We start from the raw sequence: 20,910 nt of genomic DNA on the forward strand, positions 1-20,910 counted from the left end.
GCTTCTCGACCTGTTCACGCCAGCCGAATGCGCAAACTACTTTAAGGCCGCAGGATATGAACCGGATTAAACAGGACGTGCTCTAGACGACCGGCTGCCGGGCCAGCAAGCCATGGCTGGTTGGCCCAGCGCCTTGTGAAAGGCAGTGCAGGACGGTTAGGGTCGCCGCGTCTCACCACGGAACAATTTCATGAAGACTGTTTTTTCGCCTTTCCATGCCGGCCATTCCGGCAATGTCGAATTGATCGCCGGCGCCATCGTGCCGGCCTTTGAAAAGCCGTCGCGCGCCGAGTTCATCAGGGCGCGGGTGGAGAGCGAGAAGCTCGGTCCGATCCTGCCGCCGGAAAGCCACGACCTCGCCGCCGCCAGGAAGGTGCATGCCAGCGACTACATCGATTTCCTGCCGACCGTGTGGCCGCTCTGGGAAGCATCGGGCCGCAGCGGTTCGGCCATTCCCTTCACCTGGCCGACGCGCGGCCTGCGCGGCGACGTGCGCCCGAAAGGCATCGATGCGCTGCTCGGCTTCTACTCCTTCGACGGTGGCGCGACGTTCGTCAAAGGCACATGGGATGCGATCAAGTCGTCCTATGACGTCGCGTTGACCGCCGCCGCGCTGGTCAAGGCCGGTGAGCCTTCCGCCTTCGCGCTGTGCCGCCCGCCAGGGCACCATGCGGGGGCGGCCTTCATGGGCGGCTATTGCTTCATCAACAACGCCGCCGTCGCCGCGCAATGGTTCCGCGACCATGGCGCCGGGCGCGTTTCGATCCTCGACGTCGATTATCACCACGGCAACGGCACCCAGGAGATATTCTATCGCCGCGGTGACGTTCAGGTGCTGAACCTGCATGGCGATCCGATGACCGAATATCCCTTCTTCCTCGGCCATGCCGACGAGCGCGGCGAGGGCGACGGCGAAGGCTTCAACGACAATTACCCGATGCCCTTCGGCACCGGCTGGGAGGTGTGGAACGCCTCACTCGAGGACGCTTGCACGAGGCTTTCGGCTTATGCTCCTGATGTTGTCGTGGTTTCACTCGGTGTCGACACCTTCGAGAAGGACCCGATCAGCCAGTTCAAGCTGAAGACCCCCGACTATCCCAGGATCGGCCGCCGCATCGCCAGGTTCGGCCTGCCGACGCTGTTCGTCATGGAAGGCGGCTACGCCGTCGAGGAGATCGGCATCAACGCCGTCGGCGTGCTGACCGGCTTCGAGGACCGCTAGAAGTGCCGCCGGTGCCTGCCAATCAGATGGCAGCGCTCGGCAAGCGGTACCGCCTGCCTGACCGATCGTTCAGCCTGCGGCGGCACGCGCTGACCCGCCCGCTATCCTGTTGTTGGACCATGATGTTTTTCCAGAATGCGTTCGCCCTTTGCGAAATGATGTTCTATTTTTTGAACCCACGGCTTGCGGGGCCTATTGATCGGAAGAACAAACGCATTTGAGCCCGGGAAAGCATTTATGAACGACGACACACCGGAAAGCGAAAGCGCCTCGGCGCTGGCGCCGTTCCGGCACGGCATCTTCCGGGCGGTGTGGTCCGCCAGCCTCGTCTCCAACTTCGGTGGCCTCATCCAGGGCGTTGGCGCCGCCTGGATGATGACGACGATCGCCACCTCGTCCTACCAGGTGGCATTGGTCCAGGCCTCGACCACCTTGCCGATCATGCTCTTCGCGCTGCTGGCCGGCGCCATCGCCGACAGCTTCAACCGGCGCAAAGTCATGCTGATCGCCCAGATCTTCATGCTCGTCGTCTCGGCTCTCCTGACCGTCTTCACCTATCTCGACCTGATGACGCCGTGGACGCTGCTCGCCTTCACCTTCCTGATCGACAGCGGCACCGCGCTCAACAGTCCGTCCTGGCAGGCTTCGGTCGGCGACATGGTGCCTCGCACCAAGGTGCCGGCGGCGATCGCGCTCAACTCGATGGGCTTCAACCTGACGCGCAGCGTCGGCCCGGCGATCGGCGGCATCATCGTTGCCGCGGCAGGCGCTGCCGCGGCCTTCGCCGTCAACACGCTGAGCTATGTCGGCCTCATCGTCGTGCTGGCCCGCTGGAAGCCGGAACTGCCGGCATCGACCTTGCCGCGCGAGACGCTGGGCGCCGCCATGGGTGCCGGCCTGCGCTATGTCGCCATGTCGCCCAATATCGGCAAGGTGCTGGTCAGGAGCTCGGCTTTCGGCTTCAGCGCCGGCGCGGTCCTGGCACTGCTTCCGCTGGTCGCGCGTGACGTCGTCAAGGGCGATGCGCTGAGCTACGGCATCATGTTAGGGGCTTTCGGCATCGGCGCCGTCGGCGGCGCGCTGACCAGCGTCAGGCTGCGGCAGCTGCTGTCCAGCGAGACCATGGTACGCATGGCATTCGCCGGCTTCGCCGTCTGCGCCTTCAACGCCGCCGTCAGCGATCATGCCTGGCAGACGTCGCTCGGCCTGCTGCTCGGCGGCGCCTGCTGGGTGACGGCGCTGTCGCATTTCAACGTCACCGTGCAGATGTCGACGCCGCGCTGGGTGGTCGGCCGCGTGCTTTCGGTCTACCAGACCGCGACCTTCGGCGGCATCGCGCTCGGCAGCTGGGTCTGGGGTGTCGTTGCCGACGCGCATGGCGCCGAAGTCGCCCTGATGGCGGCCAGCGTCGCCATGCTGGCGGGAGGCGCCATCGGCCTGCTGCTGCCGCTGCCGCAGCAGGCCGTGCTCAACCTCGATCCGCTCAACCGTTTTCAGGAGCCGCATCTGGCGCTTGATCTCAAGCCGCGCAGCGGTCCCATCGCCATCATGATCGAATATGTCATCCGCAACGAGGACGTACCGGAATTCCTCGCCACCATGGCCGAGCGCGGCCGCATCCGCCGCCGTGATGGCGCCCGCAACTGGACCTTGGCGCGCGATCTCGAAAATCCCTCGATATGGATCGAGCACTACCACACGCCGACCTGGGTCGAATATATCCGCCACAATCGGCGCGCCACCTACGCCGACGCCGTCATCGGCGAGCGCATAAGGGCGCTGCACAGCGGCAACGAGCCACCGCGCGTCCGCCGCATGATCGAGCGCCCGACGACAGCCGGCACCGCGCTGGTGATGCCGAAGGGACCGATCGAGCATTAGTGGCTGGCGGTGCGTCCAGTTGGACGAGCAAAATGAGATTGCGGCGCCTGGCCCAATCCGCGAGTGCACGAACAGGATGGCCATTGTGGAGAGACGGTTATATCAGTTGGTGTGACTATGACCACTAAGGGGAGACGATGCGCTACATACGTCCGCTTTCAATGGAAGATGCCGTTGGCCAGTTGGCCGGATCAGCCGGCACGGCCGCCATCCTCGCCGGAGGCAGCGACCTCTTGGTGCGAATGAAAGGCGGGTTTATCGAACCCGACCTGATCGTCGATATCAAGGCGATCGACGGGCTTGGCGAGATCAGGGAAACAGCCGAGGGCTTCAGCATCGGCGCGGCGGTCTCCTGCGCATTGCTGGGCGAGAACACGGCCCTGCAGAAGGCATGGCCTGGCGTCGTCGAAGCGGCCAAGCTGATCGGCTCGAAGCAGGTGCAGGGACGCTGCACCATCGTCGGCAATCTGTGCAACGCCTCGCCGGCCGCCGACAGCGTGCCGGCGCTGGTCGCCGCTGGCGCCAAGGCTGTGGTCGTCGGCCCGGGAACCAGGCGCACGATTGCCGTGCAAGCGGTGCCGACTGGGCCGGGCAAGACGTCGCTGGCCAAGGGCGAGATCATCGAGGCAATCCTGCTCGACAGCCGTCTGCCGCGTTCGGGCGATGCCTATCTGCGTTTCATTCCGCGCACGGAGATGGACATAGCGGTGGTAAGCGCCGGCGTGAACTTGACGCTCGATGAGCAAGGTCGCGTCAAATCCGCCCGTCTGGCGTTGGGCGCCGTGGCGCCGACGGTGATTCTGGTCGAGGAGGCCGCCGAGGTTCTCATCGGCTCCAAGCTGGACGAAGCCACGCTGGAGAGGCTCGCCAAGGTCTGCTCGGGCGCCTGCCGGCCGATCGACGACAAGCGCGGCACCATCGAATTCAGACGGAAAGTCGCGGGTGTGCTGGCCAAGCGGGCCGCCACGACCGCCTATGCACGCGCAGGAGGCAAATGATGGCTGGTGTGGCAGTATCAACGACAATCAACGGCGACAATGTCGAGTTCCTTTGCCAGCCGGACGAGACGCTGCTTGATGTCCTGCGCGACCGCCTGGGGCTGACGGGCGCCAAGGAAGGCTGCGGCACCGGCGACTGCGGGGCCTGCAGCATCATCCTCGACGATCGGCTGGTGTGCTCGTGCCTGGTGCTCGGCGCGGAGGCCGAGGGCCGGCACGTCGAGACCATCGAGGGCATGGCGCACGGCGACAGGCTGCATCCGCTGCAGCAGAAATTCCTGGAGCACGCCGCACTTCAATGCGGCGTCTGCACGCCGGGCTTTTTGATAGCGGCGAAGGACCTTTTGGCCAAGAACCCCGATCCGACCGAGGAGGAGATCCGCTTCGGCCTCGCCGGGAACCTCTGCCGCTGCACCGGCTATGACAAGATCGTGCGTGCCGTTCAGGACGCGGCCAGCGTGATGAAGGGAGCATGACGATGAATTTCGATCCGCGTTACTCCGGACGCAATTTCACCTCTGTCGGCACGCGTCCCATCCGTCCCGACGGCGTCGACAAGGTGACGGGCCGCGCACGCTATGGCGCCGACTTCAACATGGCCGGGCAACTGGTCGGGCGCGTTCTCAGAAGCCCCCATGCGCATGCCACGATCAGGAAGATCGACACGTCGAAGGCGGAGAAGCTCGCCGGCGTCAAGGCCGTGATCACCGCGGCCGACCTGCCCGACCTCACCGACGGCGATGCCGCCATGTACGACATCCTCGACAACTGCATGGCGCGCAAGAAAGCGCTCTATGACGGCCATGCCGTGGCCGCGGTAGCTGCGGTCGATGCCCGCACGGCGAGGCAGGCACTGAAGCTGATCGAGGTCGACTACGAGGTGCTGCCGCATGTCACCGACGTCGACGAGGCGATGAAGCACTCCGCACCTCTGGTCAACGACGCCATCTTCACCGAGGGCCTCGAGCAAAAGCCCGTCAAGCCTTCCAATGTCACCAAGCGCACCCAGTACGGCCATGGCGACATCCACGTAGGTTTCGGCCAGGCCGACTTCGTCGTCGAGCGCTCCTTCAAGACCGAGCAGACGCACCAGGGTTATATCGAGCCGCATGCCTGCGTGGCCAATGTCAGCTCCGACGGCACCGCCGACCTGTGGGTCTGTACGCAAGGCCATTTTGTCTACCGCCAACATTGCGCCCAACTGCTTGGCATGGAAGCCTCGAAGCTGCGCGTCACCTCCTCGGAGATCGGCGGCGGTTTCGGCGGCAAGACCCATGTCTGGGCCGAGCCGGTGGCACTGGCGCTGTCACGCAAGGCCGGGCGGCCGGTCAAGCTGGTCATGACGCGCGACGAGGTGTTCCGCGCCTCCGGCCCGACCAGCGCCACCTCGATCGACGTTCGGATCGGCGCCCGCAAGGACGGCACGATCACGGCGGCCGAGGCGACGCTGCGCTATAGCTGCGGCCCCTATGCCGGTACGTGGGCCGAGATCGGCGCCATGACGGCCTTTGCCTGCTACAAGCTCGAGAACGTCAGGACGGTCGGCTACGAAGTGCTGGTCAACCGGCCCAAGACCGCGGCCTATCGCGCGCCGTCGGCTCCGATGGCGGCGTTTGCAGTGGAAAGTGCGGTCGACGAGCTGGCCAAGGAGATCGGCATGGACCCGGTCGAGTTCCGGATCAGGAACGCGGCGCAGGAAGGCACCAGATCGTCCTATGGACCGGTATACGGCCCGATCGGCATCGGGCCGACGCTGGAGGCGGTGAAGAACCATCCGCACATGAAGGCGCCGCTCGGCAAGAACCAGGGCCGCGGAATGGCCTGCGGCTTCTGGTTCAATTTCGGTGGCCAGACCTGCACCGACCTCAACATCGGCATGGACGGCTCGGTCTCGCTTGCCGTCGGCACGGTCGATGTGGGTGGTTCCCGCGCGTCGCTTTCGCTGGTCGCGGCGGAGGAGCTCGGCATCCCCTATGAGCAGGTCAAGGCGGTGGTCGCCGATACCTCCAGCCTCGGCTACAACGACATGACGGACGGCAGCCGCGGCACCTTCTCCTCCTCCATGGCGACGATCTCGGCCGCCCGCAACGCCATCAAGGTGTTGCGGGAACGCGCCGCACAGATGTGGGACATTCCCGTCGACGATGTGGTCTGGGAAAAAGGTCACGCGATTGCCAAGGGCGAGAAATACGGCAACCTTGCAGCATTGTCGCTGAAGGAGATCGCAGCCGCGTCAGGGAAGACGGGGGGACCGATCGCAGGCCACAGTGAACTCGTCGCCGACGGCGCCGGCGTCTCCTTCGCCACCCATATCTGCGATATCGAGGTCGATCCCGAGACCGGCTCCACCAGGGTGCTGCGCTATACCGTCGTTCAGGACGCCGGCAAGGCGGTGCATCCGACCTATGTCGAGGGGCAATACCAGGGCGGTGCCGCACAAGGCATCGGCTGGGCGCTCAACGAGGAGTATATCTACGGCAAGGACGGGCGGCTGCAGAACCCTGGCTTCCTCGACTACCGGATCCCGGTCTGCTCGGACCTGCCGATGATCGACACGCAGATCCTCGAGATCCCCAATCCCAACCATCCCTACGGGGTGCGCGGCGTCGGCGAGACCTCGATCGTGCCGCCGCTGGCGGCGATCGCCAATGCGGTGTCGAACGCCGCGGGCGTGCGCATGACCCATATCCCGATGTCGCCGCCGCGCATCCTGGCGGCGATCGAGGCGGAACGGGGAGGCTGATGGTCGAAGTAACGCTCTGGGGGTCGCTCGGCGCGATCGCCGGAGGCAAGAGCAAGGTCGAAATCGAGGCGAAGGATATTCGGGAGCTGTTCAGGAAACTGGCTGAGCAGTATCCCGGCCTCGAGCCCTACATCGATCGCGGCATCGCCGTCGCCATCGACGGGACGATCTACCGCGACACCTGGTCGAAAGAACTGCCGGAAGGGGCGGAGATTTTCCTGCTGCCGCGCCTTGCCGGGGGATGATTTGGGCTCGAGCTCAAGCCGCGCTCCGTGCGGCCAATGCTCGTTTATGAATTCGCGGCCTAGCAAGTCTATCGCAACCTAACATCTACAGTGGAATTGCGGTCACTTCTTTGGCCGTTCGGATCACGAACATCGTGTGGTACCGCGCGACGTTGCTTCGGTCTCGGAACAGTCGCTCGCACAGCGCATCGAACTCTTCCATATCCGTCAGGCGGAGCATGAGGACGGCGTCGGTTTCGCCGCTTACACTGTGGGCCTGAGTGACGGCCGGTTCCTGGGCGGCCAACTCGAGAAAGTCCCGCATATACTGCTCACCATGACGCTCCAGTTCGACGGTGACGATCGCCTTCAAGCCCCGGCCAGCCTTTGCCGGTGCGAGAAGCGCGACGACGCGGCTGATGACACCGCTTTTCTTCAGTCGTCGTATGCGGCGCAGGCAGCTCGAAGGGGAAAGCCCGATTAACCCCGCCAGTTTGGCGTTAGTTCGTGAGGCATCATCCTGGAGCAGGTTGAGAAGCCTTCTGTCGATCTTGTCCATGTCGGTCGCGCTCAGCGTCGGTGCGTTGCAATTTTATTGCACGGAATCGCAAACTTTGACCACAAATGCGAAGCGTCTCACGCTACTCAGATGGCTCCAGGGATGATGGAGCAGCATGATGGCAATTTGCGCCGCCTTCTATCGCAAGACATTGGAGACGCTTGAAATCTATTGGGAACTGGTTCGCGTGATCGTTCCGGTTGCGATTGCCACGCGGCTGCTGCAGGACCTTGGCGTCATCCAGGCGATTTCTCCGTTCTTCTCCCCGCTCATGTTGCAGGTGGGGTTGCCACCTGAACTCGCCTTTGCCTGGCTGACGGGATTGCTGGTCGGGATCTGGGGCGCGCTTGTGATCGTATTCACCTTGGTTCCGGTTTCGGCGCTCAGCACTGCCGACATGACGGTTCTTTCGGCTCTCTTGCTGTTTGCACATGCTATTCCGATCGAGCAACGGATCATTAAGAGGGCCGGGCCGAGCTTCCTGGTCACCGCGGCGCTTCGTATTGGCGGGGGTTTGGTCTTTGCTGTCCTTCTGCATCAGATATTCGCCGTGACCGGATGGCTGTCAGGACCGGTGAAGCCGGCGTGGATGCCGACAAATGAAAGCACCGACTGGGGCGGCTTTCTCCTGGGTACGCTCAAAACCCTGGGCATCATGCTCGTTGTTCTGCTTGCGCTGAGCTGGGTGATCGAGCTTCTCAAGATGTCGGGCATTTTGGAGTGGATGAACAGAGGGCTTGCACCGCTCTTTCGGCTCGCCGGCATCGAAAAGCAGACGGTACCTTTCGCCGCTGTCGGCCTGTTTCTCGGGATTTCCTATGGCGCAGGACTGCTGATCCGCGAGGCGCGCACGCCTAGCGCGGAGCCGCGTCAGATATTCCTTGCCTGCGTGTTCATGGGTTTTGCCCATAGCCTCATTGAGGATACGTTGGTCGTTGTCACACTTGGCGCTGATGTTACGAGCGTGCTTCTCGGTCGCCTAGCGTTTGCCGTGCTCGCGACCGCCGTGATCGCAAAAGTAATCAAGGCGGTTCCCGACGCTCTTTTCTTCAAGACACTCTTCCACAAGGAAGAAGACAGTCCGCGCAATCGGATTTCGGAGCCGGCGATTAGCGGGCCGTTGACGTGAGCCCTCCTTACGCAGCAGCCGACATGTGTGTCGAATCGCTATCGGGACAGGACGCGGCTACCCCTCGCCCGACAGATCGCGCCGCGCCTTGTCGAGTTCTTCGGCATAGCGCCGCATCAGGTGGCCTTCGGTCAGCAGCCCGACCACCTTGCGGTCGGTGAAATCCTCGACCACCGCCAATTCCTCGGCGCCGGCGCGCTGGAAGGTCTCTGCCGCCGACTGCACGTTCATGCTCGGCACCAGCACCGCATCCCTGAATTTGGCGAAGGACAGCACCGGCAACCATGCCCGCGTGATGCTGCGGCGATAAAGCCCATCTTCACCTCGGGGAACTGCGTTGACGTAAACGTCAACCCGAAGCTATATGCGCCGGCGGCCGTGGCTGTAAAACCAGGCAAGCGGCGAGCGACAAACGCAAGCAGACGAGGAGAACCGCCATGAGCGTTCAGGAGATTGCCGACAACATCAGGTCGCGCGTGGCGAGTGCCGGGTTCGATCGCTCGGTGAAATTCGACACCGGCAGCGACGGCGTCATCGTCATCGACGGCGCCGATGTCTCGACCACCGATGCGCCGGCCGATTGCACCATAAAGCTGTCGCTCGACGATCTGGACTCGCTGATATCAGGCGACCTCAACCCGACGATGGCCTTCATGTCCGGCAAGATAAAGGTCGAAGGCGACATGAGCGTCGCCATGGCGCTGAGCCAGCTGATCGGCTGATCCACTCCGGTCAGGGATGAAAACAAGCCGCCGTGCAATGGGCGGCTTGTTTCTGATCCGTCACGCAGCGAGCGGCAGCCTCTGCGCCTTCAACTTGCGCCCTGCCGCCTTCAGGGTGCCTTGCGCGCCGTCGAGCGCGCCGACAACCAGTTCCCGCGCCAGCAGGCGGTGCCGCTCGTAAGGCCCCGGCATGGCCAGCGAGCCGGTCTTTGCGGCCGAAAACCCGAAGCGCTCGTAATAGGGCGCGTCGCCGACCAGCAGGATCGCCACATGGCCAAGCCGCTCGGCCTCGGTGACCGCATGGCGCATCAGCGCCGAGCCGATGCCGGCATTTTTCAGCGCCGGGTCGACCGCAAGCGGGCCGAGCAGCAGCGCTGCCGTGCCGCCCTCGCCCAGCACCACGTCCCACAGCCGCACCGTGCCGGCAACAGTGCCCGACGCATCGCGCGCGACAAAGGCAAGGCCCTCCGAAGGCCGGCGGCCGCGCCGCAGCTTTTCCGACGACTTCTTCCGGCGCTTCGGCCCCATGGCGCGATCGAGCAAAGCCTCGCGCGCCGGGACGTCGGCGGCGGTTTCGGCGACGACCGCAATCTCCGCCCTCGAGGGGGAGATGTCGCCGAAGGCGACAGAGGGGGTTGTCGCGCGTGAAGCGCCGGCCTCCATCTGCGGCAGGAGGCCGAGTCCAGTCGAACCGACCCCCTCTGGCCGCTTCGCGGCCATCTCCCCCTCGAGGGGGGAGATTCCCACGCCTTCAACAATGAGATCTGCAATGTTCATTTCCGCGATCCTGCACAAGCGGATTGTTCCACAGGCGAGCCCGGGCGGGCGACAGGCGCCCACCGGGGATGATCTGAGCAACTCTTGCGAGCCCTCAGATCACGTAGGATCGGAGAGGCTCGAAGCCGTTGAAGGCGACCGAGGCGTAGGTCGTCGTGTAGGCGCCGGTGCCCTCGATCAGCACCTCGTCGCCGATGGTCAGCGACAGGGGCAGCGGGTACGGCGTCTTTTCGTACATCACGTCGGCCGAATCGCAGGTCGGGCCGGCGAGCACGCAAGGCGCGGTCTCGCTGCCGTCATGCGCGGTGACGATCGGGTAGCGGATCGCCTCGTCCATCGTCTCGGCGAGACCGCCGAACTTGCCGATGTCGAGGAACACCCAGCGCACATTGTCGTTATCGGCTTTCTTCGAGATCAGCACGACTTCCGACTTGATGACGCCGGCATTGCCGACCATGCCGCGGCCCGGCTCGATGATCGTCTCGGGGATCGCGTTGCCGAAATGCTTCCTGAGCGCCGAGAAGATCGCCTGGCCGTAGGCCTGCGCCACCGGCACATCCCTGAGATAGCGGGTCGGGAAGCCGCCGCCCATATTGACCATCTTCAGCACGATGCCTTCGTCGGCCAGCGTCGCGAACACCTTCTTGGCGTCGGCCAGCGCGCGGTCCCAGGCGGTCAGGTCGGTCTGCTGCGAGCCGACATGGAACGACACGCCATAAGCATCGAGACCGAGCGCCCTGGCATGGCGCAGCACGTCGACCGCCATCGCCGGCACACAGCCGAACTTGCGCGACAGCGGCCATTCGGCGCCCTCGCCGTCGGTCAGGACGCGGCAGAACACGCGGGCGCCGGGAGCGACGCGAGCGATCTTCTCGACCTCCTCGACGCAGTCCACCGCAAACAGCTTGATGCCGAGCTGGTAGGCGCGCTGGATGTCGCGCTCCTTCTTGATGGTGTTGCCGAAGGAGATGCGGTCCGCCGGCGCACCGGCGTCCATCGCCATCTCGACTTCGGCAACGGAAGCGGTGTCGAAGGACGAGCCCATCGCAGCAAGCAGGCGCAGGATTTCCGGCGCCGGATTTGCTTTCACCGCATAGTAGATTTTCGAATCGGGAAGCGCCTTCTCGAAGGCGCGGAAATTGTCGCGCACGACATCGAGGTCGACGACCAGGCACGGGCCGTTCGGACGTCGGGTGGCGAGAAAGTCAAGGATGCGCTGAGTAGCCATCGGGTCTCTCCATCAGCGCCTTGCGGCGCGCACAAAGGCTTGCGGACGCGGGCTCTCGACCTCGCGAACACGCGGTGGACAAAGGCGGGACGTCAAATCCATGGAACCAGCCGGTGGAGACCCCGGAACCATGAAGCGCCGTCTCGCGGCGGTGAACCTTGGCCTTGCCCGGCCTCGGTTCGCTTTGTCTGCCTTGGCTTGGATGGGAGACCCGTCCGCACTGCCGGCAATGAAGGTGTGCCTCTTCAGTAACCCCGGTCTTTGGACGACCGGCAGAACACCAGAAAGGCCCGCACCGTCGTTGCTTCAAGGTGTCCTCGGTTGGCGGTTGGCCGCTAAACCGACTGGAGGGGTTGGCTCCAGTTACCTTACCGATTACCCTCACCATTCGAGGATCGGCGGACACCCACAGGCACGTGCGACTTTGGGCAAGCGCGATATAAGATCGAAAGATTTCACAATCAATAAAAATCGTATGGCAGGTTGTAAAATTTGTGGCATCGAACAATGCTGCGGCAACCAGGGGAACAATGCTGCGGCAAGCACATCCGGATATCGAACGCATGACAGGCACTCGCGGCCCGCTGAACGTTTTTCTCGATCTTGATCAAGTCCCTGTTACCAATGCGCAATCCGGCCCGCTTGCCGGCTTGCGGCTTGCCGTAAAGGACATCTTCGACGTCGCCGGCTACCGCACCGGCTGCGGCAATCCGCAGAAATACCGGGACGCTTCACCGGCCATGGCGACCGCGCCGGCCGTCCAGGCGCTGCTTGATTCGGGCGCCCGCTTCGTCGGCAAGACGCAGACCGACGAGCTCGCATTTTCCCTGCTGGGGCTGAACGCGCATTTCCCGTCGCCCATCAACCCGGCAGCACCCGACCGCGTCACCGGCGGCTCGTCCTCCGGTTCTGCCGCGGCAGTCGCCGGCGGGCTGGCCGACATTGCAACCGGATCGGACACCGGCGGCTCGATCCGAGCGCCGGCAAGCTTCTGCGGCCTGATCGGCCTCAGGACGACGCATGGCCGTATCCCACTCGACGGCGCCATGCCGCTGGCGCCTTCGCTGGACACATTCGGTTGGTTCGCAAGCGACATCGTCATCTACGAAAAGGTCGGCACGGTGCTGCTCGGCGACGATCCGCATTCCCATGAACTGAGACGCCCCGTCACTCTCGCTGCGCTGGACGGCCTCGTGCTCGGCCCGCACGAGGCCGACGAATATCGCGCCATGCTCCGCAGTGTCGCTTCGGTGCTGGGCGCACCGCGCAGCGTCGGCCCGCTGTCGCATTCGACCGACGATCTCTATTGGTGCTTCCGCAAGCTGCAAGGCTATGAAGCCTGGCAAAGTCACGGCGCCTGGATCGCCGGCGGCGACCGCATGCTGGGACCCGGTGTCAAGGAGCGTTTCGAGCACGGCGCGACAATCGACGCGGCAACCGCGCAATGTGAAACGGAACGTCGCGTTTCGTTTCGCCTCGAACTGGCCGGCCTGCTTGGCGACGACGGCGTTCTTGTGCTTCCAACCGCTCCTGGTGCCGCGCCGCTCAAGGCCGCGTCATTCGACGATTTGCAGACCTATCGCGAGCGGGCGCTGAGACTGCTCTGCCTTTCCGGCCTGTCCGGCTTTCCGCAAATCACGCTGCCGCTCGGCAAGACCGGCGGGGCGCCGTTCGGCCTTTCGCTGCTCGGTCCGAAGAACAGCGACCGGCAGCTGATTGCGCTGGCCGCCCGCATCCTTTCGGCCCACCAAGGAGGCGCATGACATGGATACGCTGACCCGCATGCGCGCCTTCATCGACGTGGTCGAGGCCGAAGGATTTTCGGCGGCGGCGCGCAAGATCGGCCGCTCGAAGGCGCTATTGTCGAAATATGTGCGCGAGCTGGAGGACGAGCTCGGCGCGCTGCTGCTCAACCGCACCACCAGGCAGTTTTCCCTGACCGAGGCCGGCCACACCTATTACCGGCGCGCCTCGGAGATCGTGCGCGAGGTCGACAGCCTTGCCGATGCGGTGCGCGAATCCTCCGGCGACGTGCGCGGCAGGATCAAGCTGTCGGCGCCGCGCACCTTTGCCGACGCGCCGATCGGCCAATCGCTGATCGACTTCGCCAAGCAGCATCCCGACATCGTGCTCGACATTCATCTCGACGACCGCTTCGTCGATCTGGTCGAAGAGGGTTTCGATCTGGCAGTGCGCATTTCGCGGCTGGAAAATTCCTCACTGATCGCCAGACGCCTGGCGCCATTTTCGGTACGGCTTTGCGCGTCTCCTGAACTGATCGCCAGGCACGGCATGCCGGTCAGGCCGCAAGACCTTGCCCGCGTGCCTTGCATCATCGACACCAATGGGCGCTGGCTCACCAACTGGCCGTTCAAAGGCGACAGCGGCGATACGGTGAGCGTTTCGGTTTCCGGCCCGATCGAGGTCAACAGCCCGATGGCGGCAAGGGCCGCTGCCGTGGCTGGATTGGGATTTTCCGTCCTGCCGGATTTCATCGCCGCGCCCGACATCGAAAGCGGCAAGCTGCTGACTGCGCTGGATGACCGCATTCTGCCCGGCGGCGGCATTTTTGCCGTCTATCCGCACCGGCGCTATCTGCCTGCAAAAGTTCGCGTTTTCGTCGACTTCCTGGTGCAGTGGTTCAAGACGCTGGACAACGCATGAGCTTTCAGCCGCGTTGCGGTCCCATTTTCGCCCGCTTTCTGGTAACTGTCGGCAATTCACCGAAGTCGATTGAATCGCGACCGAGAATGCACCTGAAACGGCAAGCAATCATGCTGGCTTCGGCCTTGACCGCGACGTTTGCCGCCGTCGGACCGGCTGAGGTGCATCCCCACGTCTTCGCCGAAGCCCGCCTCGAAGTGGTCCTCGGCCCGGATCACCAAACTGTGAAGGCATTGCGCCATGTCTGGCGCTTCGACGATTTGTTTTCGAGCACGGTGATGATGGAGTTCGACAAGAATTCCGACCTGAAACTCGACGACAAGGAGCTGAAGGATGTCGCCGACACCGTCCATGCCTCGCTTGCCGAATTCAACTATTTCCAGCTCGTCACCGTCGACGGCAAGGACGTGGCAATGACCCCGCCGCCGCATTTGATGGCCAATTTCGACAATGACCAGTTGATCATCCTGTTTGAATCTGAACCGAAGGTACCGATCAAACTGAGCGGCAAGATAGATATCGGCGTCTACGACCCGACCTTCTACACCGCGATCGATTTCACCGAGGATGCCAATCTGCAGGTCGATGGGTTGCCGCCGACCTGCACCAGCAAGGTTGTCCGCCCGAACCCGGACGAGGCGATCGCCCAGAACCAGAAGACCCTGACCGAGGCCTTCTTCAATGATCCGACAGGCACCGACATGAGCAAGATCTTTGCCACCAAACTTGAACTGACCTGTCAGCCGGAAGGATAGATCCAGTGACCAAACCGTCCCTGCGTTTGGCATTCGGTCTTCTGGCCGTCGCCTTTGTGATGACGCACTTTCTCGGCTCCGCCCACGCCCAGAGTTCACTCGGCATCGGCACCAATGACGGCATGGCTCCAACCGCCACCGGCCCGTTCGCCCACATCCTGATGTGGATCAATCTGCGCCAGCAGGAATTCTATCATGCGCTTGCCGGCGCGATGAAGGCGATGCGCCAGGACGGCAGCAAGTTGTGGCTGCTCATCGGCCTGTCCTTTGCCTATGGCATTTTCCACGCCGCCGGCCCCGGTCACGGCAAGGCGGTGATCTCTTCCTACATGGTGGCCAATGAAGTGGCGCTCCGGCGCGGCATCATGCTGTCCTTCGTCTCGGCCCTGCTGCAGGCGCTGACCGCGATCGTGGTGATGCTGGTCGCCTATTTCTTGCTGCGCGGCACTGCTGTCTCGATGACAGACGCCGCATGGTTCCTCGAAATCATGAGCTATGTCTTCGTCACTCTGTTCGGCGCCTGGCTGCTGTGGCGCAAGGCCGGCCCGGCCATCCTTCGCGTGTTCGGCGCAAATCCGGGCTACAGCCTCTCGGCTGCCCATGCCGGCCATTCACATGCCGGCCATTCACATTCCGCGCATGCCCATGCGGCACATTCCCACGCGCTTGATGCGCATGACCACCACGATCATGCGCATGACCACGGCGCCCACGACCACGCCCATGCTGCGCACGATCACCACAGCCATGCGGCGGGCGAGGTCTGCGAGACCTGCGGGCACTCGCATGCGCCCGACCCGGCGCTGCTTTCCGGTGATCGCTTCGATTGGCGCACGGCCTGGTCGGCTGTCGCTGCCGTCGGCATCCGCCCCTGTTCCGGCGCGCTGATCGTGCTGAGCTTCGCCCTGCTGAACGGGCTATGGTTCGGCGGCATCCTGTCGGTGCTGGCCATGGCCCTCGGCACCGCAATCACCGTCTCGGCTCTGGCGACTCTTGCGGTGACCGCGAAGAACTGGGCGGTGTATTTCGCCGGCGACGGCCGCATGGGCAACCGCATCCATTCCTTCGTCGAGATCGGCGGCGCCGCCTTCGTCTTCCTGTTCGGCCTGCTGCTGCTTTCGGCCAGCCTGACTGGCGCCTGACCTCGTTGCGTCCGATCGGGGCGCTTTAACTAGGGATATTGCCGCCCAACTCGTCTTCGATATGGACGCGGATGATCTCGTCAAAGCTCGTTTCGGCGGCAAAGCCAAGCTCCCTCGAGCGCCGCGCCTCGAAGCGCGTCGGCCAGCCCTTGACGATCGCCCAGATCGTCTCGTCGGGCTCCTCGCGGATCAGTTTCACCGCCTTGGCGCCGGCGACCCGTTCCAGCGCTTCGATCTGTTCGCCGACGCTGACGGCGACGCCCGGCATCGTCAGGTTGCGGCGTGGGCCGACGGCGGTACCGTCGATCTGAGCCGCATGGATCAGGAAATTCACCGCCGAACGCGGGCTGGCGTGTGTGTGTATGACCGAGCGCGGCACCGGCAGGATCGCTTCATGGCCGCTCAGCGGCTCGCGGATGATACCGGAGAAGAACCCTGAGGCCGCCTTGTTCGGCTTTCCCGGCCTGACGCAGATGGTCGGCAGCCTGATACCGATGCCGTCGAAGAAACCGCGGCGCGTATAGTCGGCAAGCAGCGCCTCGCCGATCAGCTTCTGCGTGCCGTAGGAGGTCAGCGGCGTCGGGTGGAACTCGTCCGGAATGATGTCGGGAAACGGTGCGCCGAACACGGCGATCGACGAGGTGAAGACGACGCGTGGCGTATAGGCGGCCAAGCGGATGGCATCGAACAGCGCCCTGGTGCCGTCGAGATTGACGCGATAGCCGAGATCGAAATTGGCCTCCGCCTCACCCGACACCACGCCGGCGAGATGGAAGATCACGTCGGGGCGCGGCGCGACCAGATTTGCGGTCGCTCCCGGTGCGGCAAGGTCGCCGGTGTGGAGGGTAATGCTGACACCTTCGAGCACCGGCGCTTGCGGCGGCACGATATCGTGAAGATCGAGCGCGGCGATCTTGCGGCCGCCGAGCGTCCCGTCCTTGGCCAACCTGGCGATGAGTTTGCGGCCGACCATGCCTGCCGCGCCGGTAATCAGAATGCGCATGTCACTTTCCCTTTTTGCGCTGGCTGCGGCTACGCAGCCAGAACACGACGAAGATTGCCACCATGAAGATCGCCGCGACGACACCGGCAAGCACCGTCGAGACCCTGCCGACCGCCAGCATCACTGTTGGAAGATAATAGGCTGCGATGCCGAACAGCAGCAAAACCCAAGCGGCGCCGATTGCCGCATTGCGGGTGTCGCGGTCCATCACGCGGCGCCAGGGTGGCGAGAGTTCATGTCGATCGTTGCCAATGCCCAGAACTCCCGAAGTCAGTGATAATGGCCGCGGTGCGGTGCCGCATCATGCGCGTGATCGTGCTCGTCATCATGCTCATGGCTGTCGGCACATCGGCCGAATTCCGGTTCGACCGTGGCATGGGCTATGCCATGTTCCGCCGCAAGCCGCTTCTTGATCGCGCTGACCGCCATATGCGCGTCGACGCCGTCATTGAGGCAGGCATGCAACGTCGCCATGTTGCTGGAACCGTCGATCGACCAGACATGCATGTGATGCACCTCGCGCACGCCCTTGATTGTCGCCTCGATGTCCCTGGCGATCAGGTCGCGGTCGAGGCTTGCCGGCACGCCTTCGAGCAGGACGTGGGCGGCTTCGCGCATCAGCGACCAGGCCGTGGACAGGATCAGCAGCGCGACAAGCACCGACAGGATCGGATCGATGGGCGTCCAGCCCGTCGCCAGGATCACCAGCGCCGCCACGATCGCCGCGGCCGAGCCGAGCAGGTCGCCGAGCACATGCAGGATGGCGCCGCGCATGTTCAGGCTGCCGCGGTCGCCGCCATGCAGCACGAAGAAAGAGCCGATATTGATCGCAAGGCCGGCGATGGCAACGACCAGCATCGGCCCGCCGAGCACGGGCTCAGGCGTCAGCAAACGCCCCCAGGCCTCGTAGACGATCCACAGCGCAATGGCGAAGATGGCGATGCCGTTGGTATAGGCGACCAGTGTCTTGACCCGGCCGAAACCATAGGTGAGGCGCACGGTTGCCGGCCGGCCCGCGAGATGGAAGGCATACCAGGCAAGGCCGAGCGCAATGCAATCGGCAAGCATGTGGCCGGCATCCGCCAGCAGCGCCAGCGATCCCGTCAAGAGACCGCCAAGCGTTTCGACGACCATGAAGCCGGCGGTCAGGCAGGCCGCGATCAGCACGCGCTTCTTGTCGGTCGAGCCGTGCACATGCCCGGCACCGTGACTGTGGTCGTGGCCCTGCGAAGCGTGGTCGTGGGTATGCGCCATCTATAGCCCCTGCTAGAGCCTGATCCATCCCGGCAGACTCGGGATGGAGGCTCTGTCTTCTTGTTTGACCATGATCTTATCCGAAAACCGGCGTCCACTTTTCGGGATCATGGTCAGGCGCCGAACTCAGCGCGAAAATCCTCGAGCCGCCGCCTTTGCTGGCCATCGCTGTCGAAATTAGCCGGATCGAGCCACGCCTCATAGGCTCTGCGCAGATCTGGCCATTCCCTGTCGATGATCGAATACCACGCGGTATCGCGGTTTTCGCCCTTGACCACAAGATGCTGACGGAAAATGCCCTCGAACTTGAAGCCGAAACGTTCCGCCGCGCGCTTCGACGGCTCGTTGCGGTTGTTGCATTTCCATTCGTAGCGGCGGTAGCCAAGCTCGTCGAAGACGTACTTCATGAACAGGAACTGCGCTTCCGTCGCCGCCGGCTTTCGCGAGATCAGCGGACCCCAATATATGTTGCCGATCTCGATGACGCCGTAGGCGGCGTCGATGCGCATCAGCGTCTGGCGCCCGGCAACCTTGCCGCTGGCCTTGTCGATGACCGTGAAGAACAGCGGGTCCTCGCTGGCTTCTGCCTTGTCCAGCCACGGCTGGAAGGCGGCACGGCTCTCCGGCGGGTAGTCTGGCAGCCAGGCGAAGCGATCGCCGGCATCGGCCACCGACGAGGCCTCGAACAAACCGTCACCGTGTTTTTCGGCGTTAAGCGGCTCCAGCCTGACAGTTCGCCCCTCCAGCACCTTGCGTTCGGGCCGCGGGCGCGGTTGCCAATTCTTGAGATTTTCCGACACCGAAAACTCCAATCCGTTTGACTTTTGCGGGCGGACGCTCACAAAAACGCACGCTCGCTGAAAGAACCACACGGACGGGAAAAATGCTCCACACGATTTCGGCCTTCGACCGCCTCGGCGAGGAAAATGCGTTCGCGGTGCTGGCGCGTGCCACGGCACTTGCCCATCAGGGCCGCGACATTGTCAATCTCGGCATCGGCCAGCCCGACTTCAAGACGCCGCAGCACATCGTCGAGGCCGCGATCAAGGCGCTGCGCGACGGCCATCACGGCTATACGCCGGCCAACGGCCTGCTGGCGACGCGCGAAGCGGTGGTACGCCGCACGCTGGCCACCACCGGCGTCGAAGTCTCGCCGGAAGCGGTGATGATCCTGCCCGGCGGCAAGCCGACCATGTTCGCGGCGATCCTGATGTTCGGCGAGCCGGGCGCCGAAATCCTCTATCCCGATCCCGGCTTTCCGATCTACCGCTCGATGATCGAGTTCACCGGTGCTGCCCCCATCCCGGTGCCGATGCGCGAGGAGAACGGCTTTGCCTTTTCGGCCGCGGAAACACTGGCGCTGATCACGCCGAAGACCAGGCTGCTGATCCTCAACTCGCCCGCCAACCCGACCGGCGGCGTCACCCCCCGCGCCGAGATCGAGAAGCTGGTCAAGGGCCTGGAAGCGCACCCGGACGTCGCCATCCTCTCCGACGAGATCTACGACGTGATGACCTATGACGGCGAGACGCACTGTTCGCTGCTCGCCTTCCCCGAAATCCGTGATCGGCTGATCGTGCTCAACGGCTGGTCGAAGACCTGGGCGATGACCGGCTGGCGCATGGGCTGGTCGATCTGGCCGAACGGCGACAAGGGCGCGCATCTCTATGACAAGGTGCGCAAGCTGGCGGTCAATTGCTGGTCCTGCGTCAACGCGCCGAGCCAGTATGCCGGCATTGCCGCCATCGACGGCCCGCAGGACGATGTCGACAAGATGATGCGCGCCTTCGACCGCCGCAGGAAGGTCGTGGTCGAAGGGTTGAATGCCTTGCCCGGCGTTTCCTGCATTACGCCGAAAGGCGCCTTCTATGCCTTCCCCAATGTTTCCAAGACCGGCTGGAAGGCCAAGAAGCTCGCCTCGGCGCTGCTCGAGGATGCCGGCGTGGCGCTGATCGGCGGCCCCGATTTCGGCATTCTCGGCGAAGGCTATGTCAGGCTGTCCTACGCCAATTCCGAGGAGAACATCCTGCGCGCGCTGGAGCGGATCGAGGCGTTCCTGGCGAAGTGAGGACGACGAAAGGAGAAGCCAGATGTTCTATGCCATTCTTGCCTATCACGAGGAAGAAGCGATTACGGCACTGACGCCTGAGCAGGATGCGGCGCTGATGACCGATCTTCTCCAGATCAACGATCGGCTCTACCGGCAAGGCACCCTTGGGCCGGCGGCCCGGCTCGGCGCGACACAAGACGCCTGCACCTTGCGCGGGCCAGGCACCGGAATGGTTATCGACGGCCCTTTCGCCGAGACCAAGGAACAATTGCTGGGGCTCTATGTCGTCGACTGCGCCAGCCGTGACGCCGCCATCGACATTGCGCGCGACCTTCGCCGCGTCAATCCGACAGCCGTCTACGAAATCCGCCCGATTTCGCTCTATCTTCCCGGCGTGCCGCTTCCGGTCACCCGGCCCTAGCACTACTTTGGCAGAATTGATTTTGGGGTCATTCGGAACCGGATACGGCAGTGTGGACATCGTTGTGGCGGATGGTGGTTTGAGAGTGCTGCTATGACGGCGCGTCGGATGGCTGGCAGTGTCGGTTTAGGCGGGCCG

The 20,910-nt window shown here is 63.8% G+C and carries 21 protein-coding genes and 1 pseudogene; 14 read left to right on the forward strand and 8 right to left on the reverse strand.

Going from position 1 to position 20,910, the window contains the following annotated elements; genetic code table 11:
* The first annotated feature begins 190 nt into the window (after window positions 1-190).
* The 6 genes from NKI39_RS32480 to NKI39_RS32505 all read left to right on the forward strand — a co-directional run bounded on the left by NKI39_RS32480 (window position 191) and on the right by NKI39_RS32505 (window position 7,089).
* Window positions 191-1,222: a histone deacetylase family protein gene (locus NKI39_RS32480; RefSeq protein WP_352837040.1), complete on the forward strand. Its 1,032-nt coding sequence runs from the start codon at window positions 191-193 to the stop codon at window positions 1,220-1,222.
* 237 nt (window positions 1,223-1,459) lie between these two features.
* Complete coding sequence (locus tag NKI39_RS32485; RefSeq protein WP_352469562.1) at window positions 1,460-3,103, forward strand: MFS transporter; 1,644 nt, start codon at window positions 1,460-1,462, stop codon at window positions 3,101-3,103.
* A gap of 137 nt (window positions 3,104-3,240) precedes the next feature.
* Entirely contained in the window at window positions 3,241-4,101 is an 861-nt protein-coding gene (locus NKI39_RS32490) for an FAD binding domain-containing protein (RefSeq protein ID WP_352742808.1), read from the forward strand.
* The gene (locus NKI39_RS32495) at window positions 4,101-4,577 is read left to right on the forward strand and encodes a (2Fe-2S)-binding protein (protein ID WP_352539334.1); all 477 of its coding nucleotides are present in this window, start codon (window positions 4,101-4,103) and stop codon (window positions 4,575-4,577) included. Before NKI39_RS32490 ends, NKI39_RS32495 begins: the two co-directional genes overlap by 1 nt.
* A gap of 2 nt (window positions 4,578-4,579) precedes the next feature.
* Window positions 4,580-6,844 carry a xanthine dehydrogenase family protein molybdopterin-binding subunit gene (locus NKI39_RS32500; RefSeq protein ID WP_352767312.1) on the forward strand — a complete coding sequence of 755 codons (2,265 nt, stop codon included), beginning with the start codon at window positions 4,580-4,582 and terminating at the stop codon, window positions 6,842-6,844.
* On the forward strand, window positions 6,844-7,089 hold the full coding sequence (locus NKI39_RS32505) for a MoaD/ThiS family protein (RefSeq protein WP_023675441.1): 246 nt from the start codon (window positions 6,844-6,846) through the stop codon (window positions 7,087-7,089). Before NKI39_RS32500 ends, NKI39_RS32505 begins: the two co-directional genes overlap by 1 nt.
* An 85-nt stretch (window positions 7,090-7,174) precedes the next feature.
* On the opposite strand, the gene NKI39_RS32510 is transcribed toward NKI39_RS32505, so the two are convergent.
* Window positions 7,175-7,627: an Lrp/AsnC family transcriptional regulator gene (locus tag NKI39_RS32510; RefSeq protein ID WP_352682548.1), complete on the reverse strand. Its 453-nt coding sequence runs from the start codon at window positions 7,625-7,627 to the stop codon at window positions 7,175-7,177.
* Between the two features lie 118 nt (window positions 7,628-7,745).
* Here NKI39_RS32510 and NKI39_RS32515 point away from each other — a divergent pair, with 118 nt between their 5' ends.
* On the forward strand, window positions 7,746-8,756 hold the full coding sequence (locus NKI39_RS32515; protein ID WP_352837043.1) for a nucleoside recognition domain-containing protein: 1,011 nt from the start codon (window positions 7,746-7,748) through the stop codon (window positions 8,754-8,756).
* A gap of 57 nt (window positions 8,757-8,813) precedes the next feature.
* Here NKI39_RS32515 and NKI39_RS32520 read toward each other — a convergent pair.
* Window positions 8,814-9,014, reverse strand: a pseudogene (locus tag NKI39_RS32520) (chloride channel protein); the annotation flags it as partial.
* A 179-nt stretch (window positions 9,015-9,193) separates the two neighbouring features.
* Between NKI39_RS32520 and NKI39_RS32525 the strand changes: the two are divergent.
* The gene (locus NKI39_RS32525) at window positions 9,194-9,478 is read left to right on the forward strand and encodes an SCP2 sterol-binding domain-containing protein (RefSeq protein ID WP_352448193.1); all 285 of its coding nucleotides are present in this window, start codon (window positions 9,194-9,196) and stop codon (window positions 9,476-9,478) included.
* 60 nt (window positions 9,479-9,538) lie between these two features.
* Here NKI39_RS32525 and NKI39_RS32530 read toward each other — a convergent pair whose 3' ends face one another.
* Together NKI39_RS32530 and odc2 are read right to left on the reverse strand one after the other, a co-directional pair.
* On the reverse strand, window positions 9,539-10,141 hold the full coding sequence (locus NKI39_RS32530; RefSeq protein ID WP_352837053.1) for a GNAT family N-acetyltransferase: 603 nt from the start codon (window positions 10,139-10,141) through the stop codon (window positions 9,539-9,541).
* 208 nt (window positions 10,142-10,349) lie between these two features.
* Complete coding sequence (odc2, locus tag NKI39_RS32535; protein WP_352612858.1) at window positions 10,350-11,483, reverse strand: ornithine/lysine decarboxylase; 1,134 nt, start codon at window positions 11,481-11,483, stop codon at window positions 10,350-10,352.
* 563 nt (window positions 11,484-12,046) lie between these two features.
* Here odc2 and NKI39_RS32540 point away from each other — a divergent pair.
* From NKI39_RS32540 to NKI39_RS32555, 4 genes are all read left to right on the forward strand, one after another.
* Window positions 12,047-13,246: an amidase gene (locus NKI39_RS32540; RefSeq protein WP_352837046.1), complete on the forward strand. Its 1,200-nt coding sequence runs from the start codon at window positions 12,047-12,049 to the stop codon at window positions 13,244-13,246.
* 1 nt (window position 13,247) lies between these two features.
* Window positions 13,248-14,147 (forward strand): LysR family transcriptional regulator, encoded by a 900-nt coding sequence (locus tag NKI39_RS32545; protein WP_352469556.1) that lies wholly within the window; start codon window positions 13,248-13,250, stop codon window positions 14,145-14,147.
* An 86-nt stretch (window positions 14,148-14,233) separates the two neighbouring features.
* Window positions 14,234-14,902 (forward strand): DUF1007 family protein, encoded by a 669-nt coding sequence (locus tag NKI39_RS32550; protein ID WP_352469555.1) that lies wholly within the window; start codon window positions 14,234-14,236, stop codon window positions 14,900-14,902.
* Window positions 14,899-16,044, forward strand: a complete 1,146-nt coding sequence (locus tag NKI39_RS32555; RefSeq protein ID WP_352682650.1) for a nickel/cobalt transporter — start codon at window positions 14,899-14,901, stop codon at window positions 16,042-16,044. The genes NKI39_RS32550 and NKI39_RS32555 overlap by 4 nt, the downstream gene beginning before the upstream one ends.
* Window positions 16,045-16,069: 25 nt before the next feature.
* On the opposite strand, the gene denD is transcribed toward NKI39_RS32555, so the two are convergent.
* From denD to NKI39_RS32575, 4 genes are all read right to left on the reverse strand, one after another.
* Entirely contained in the window at window positions 16,070-17,047 is a 978-nt protein-coding gene (denD, locus tag NKI39_RS32560) for a D-erythronate dehydrogenase (RefSeq protein ID WP_352682541.1), read from the reverse strand.
* Window position 17,048: 1 nt separating this feature from the next.
* The gene (locus NKI39_RS32565; protein ID WP_352539338.1) at window positions 17,049-17,255 is read right to left on the reverse strand and encodes a hypothetical protein; all 207 of its coding nucleotides are present in this window, start codon (window positions 17,253-17,255) and stop codon (window positions 17,049-17,051) included.
* A 62-nt stretch (window positions 17,256-17,317) separates the two neighbouring features.
* Complete coding sequence (locus NKI39_RS32570) at window positions 17,318-18,301, reverse strand: cation diffusion facilitator family transporter (protein ID WP_352682539.1); 984 nt, start codon at window positions 18,299-18,301, stop codon at window positions 17,318-17,320.
* Window positions 18,302-18,414: 113 nt separating this feature from the next.
* Window positions 18,415-19,101: a GNAT family N-acetyltransferase gene (locus NKI39_RS32575; RefSeq protein ID WP_352469551.1), complete on the reverse strand. Its 687-nt coding sequence runs from the start codon at window positions 19,099-19,101 to the stop codon at window positions 18,415-18,417.
* Between the two features lie 83 nt (window positions 19,102-19,184).
* Between NKI39_RS32575 and NKI39_RS32580 the strand changes: the two genes are divergently transcribed.
* Both NKI39_RS32580 and NKI39_RS32585 read left to right on the forward strand, forming a co-directional pair.
* Window positions 19,185-20,369, forward strand: a complete 1,185-nt coding sequence (locus NKI39_RS32580; protein WP_352568120.1) for a pyridoxal phosphate-dependent aminotransferase — start codon at window positions 19,185-19,187, stop codon at window positions 20,367-20,369.
* 22 nt (window positions 20,370-20,391) lie between these two features.
* Entirely contained in the window at window positions 20,392-20,772 is a 381-nt protein-coding gene (locus tag NKI39_RS32585; RefSeq protein ID WP_352837050.1) for a YciI family protein, read from the forward strand.
* Window positions 20,773-20,910 lie beyond the last annotated feature (138 nt).

Origin of the sequence: Mesorhizobium sp. M0664, from assembly GCF_040320565.1 — a bacterium.
Taxonomy (GTDB): Bacteria; Pseudomonadota; Alphaproteobacteria; order Rhizobiales; family Rhizobiaceae; genus Mesorhizobium.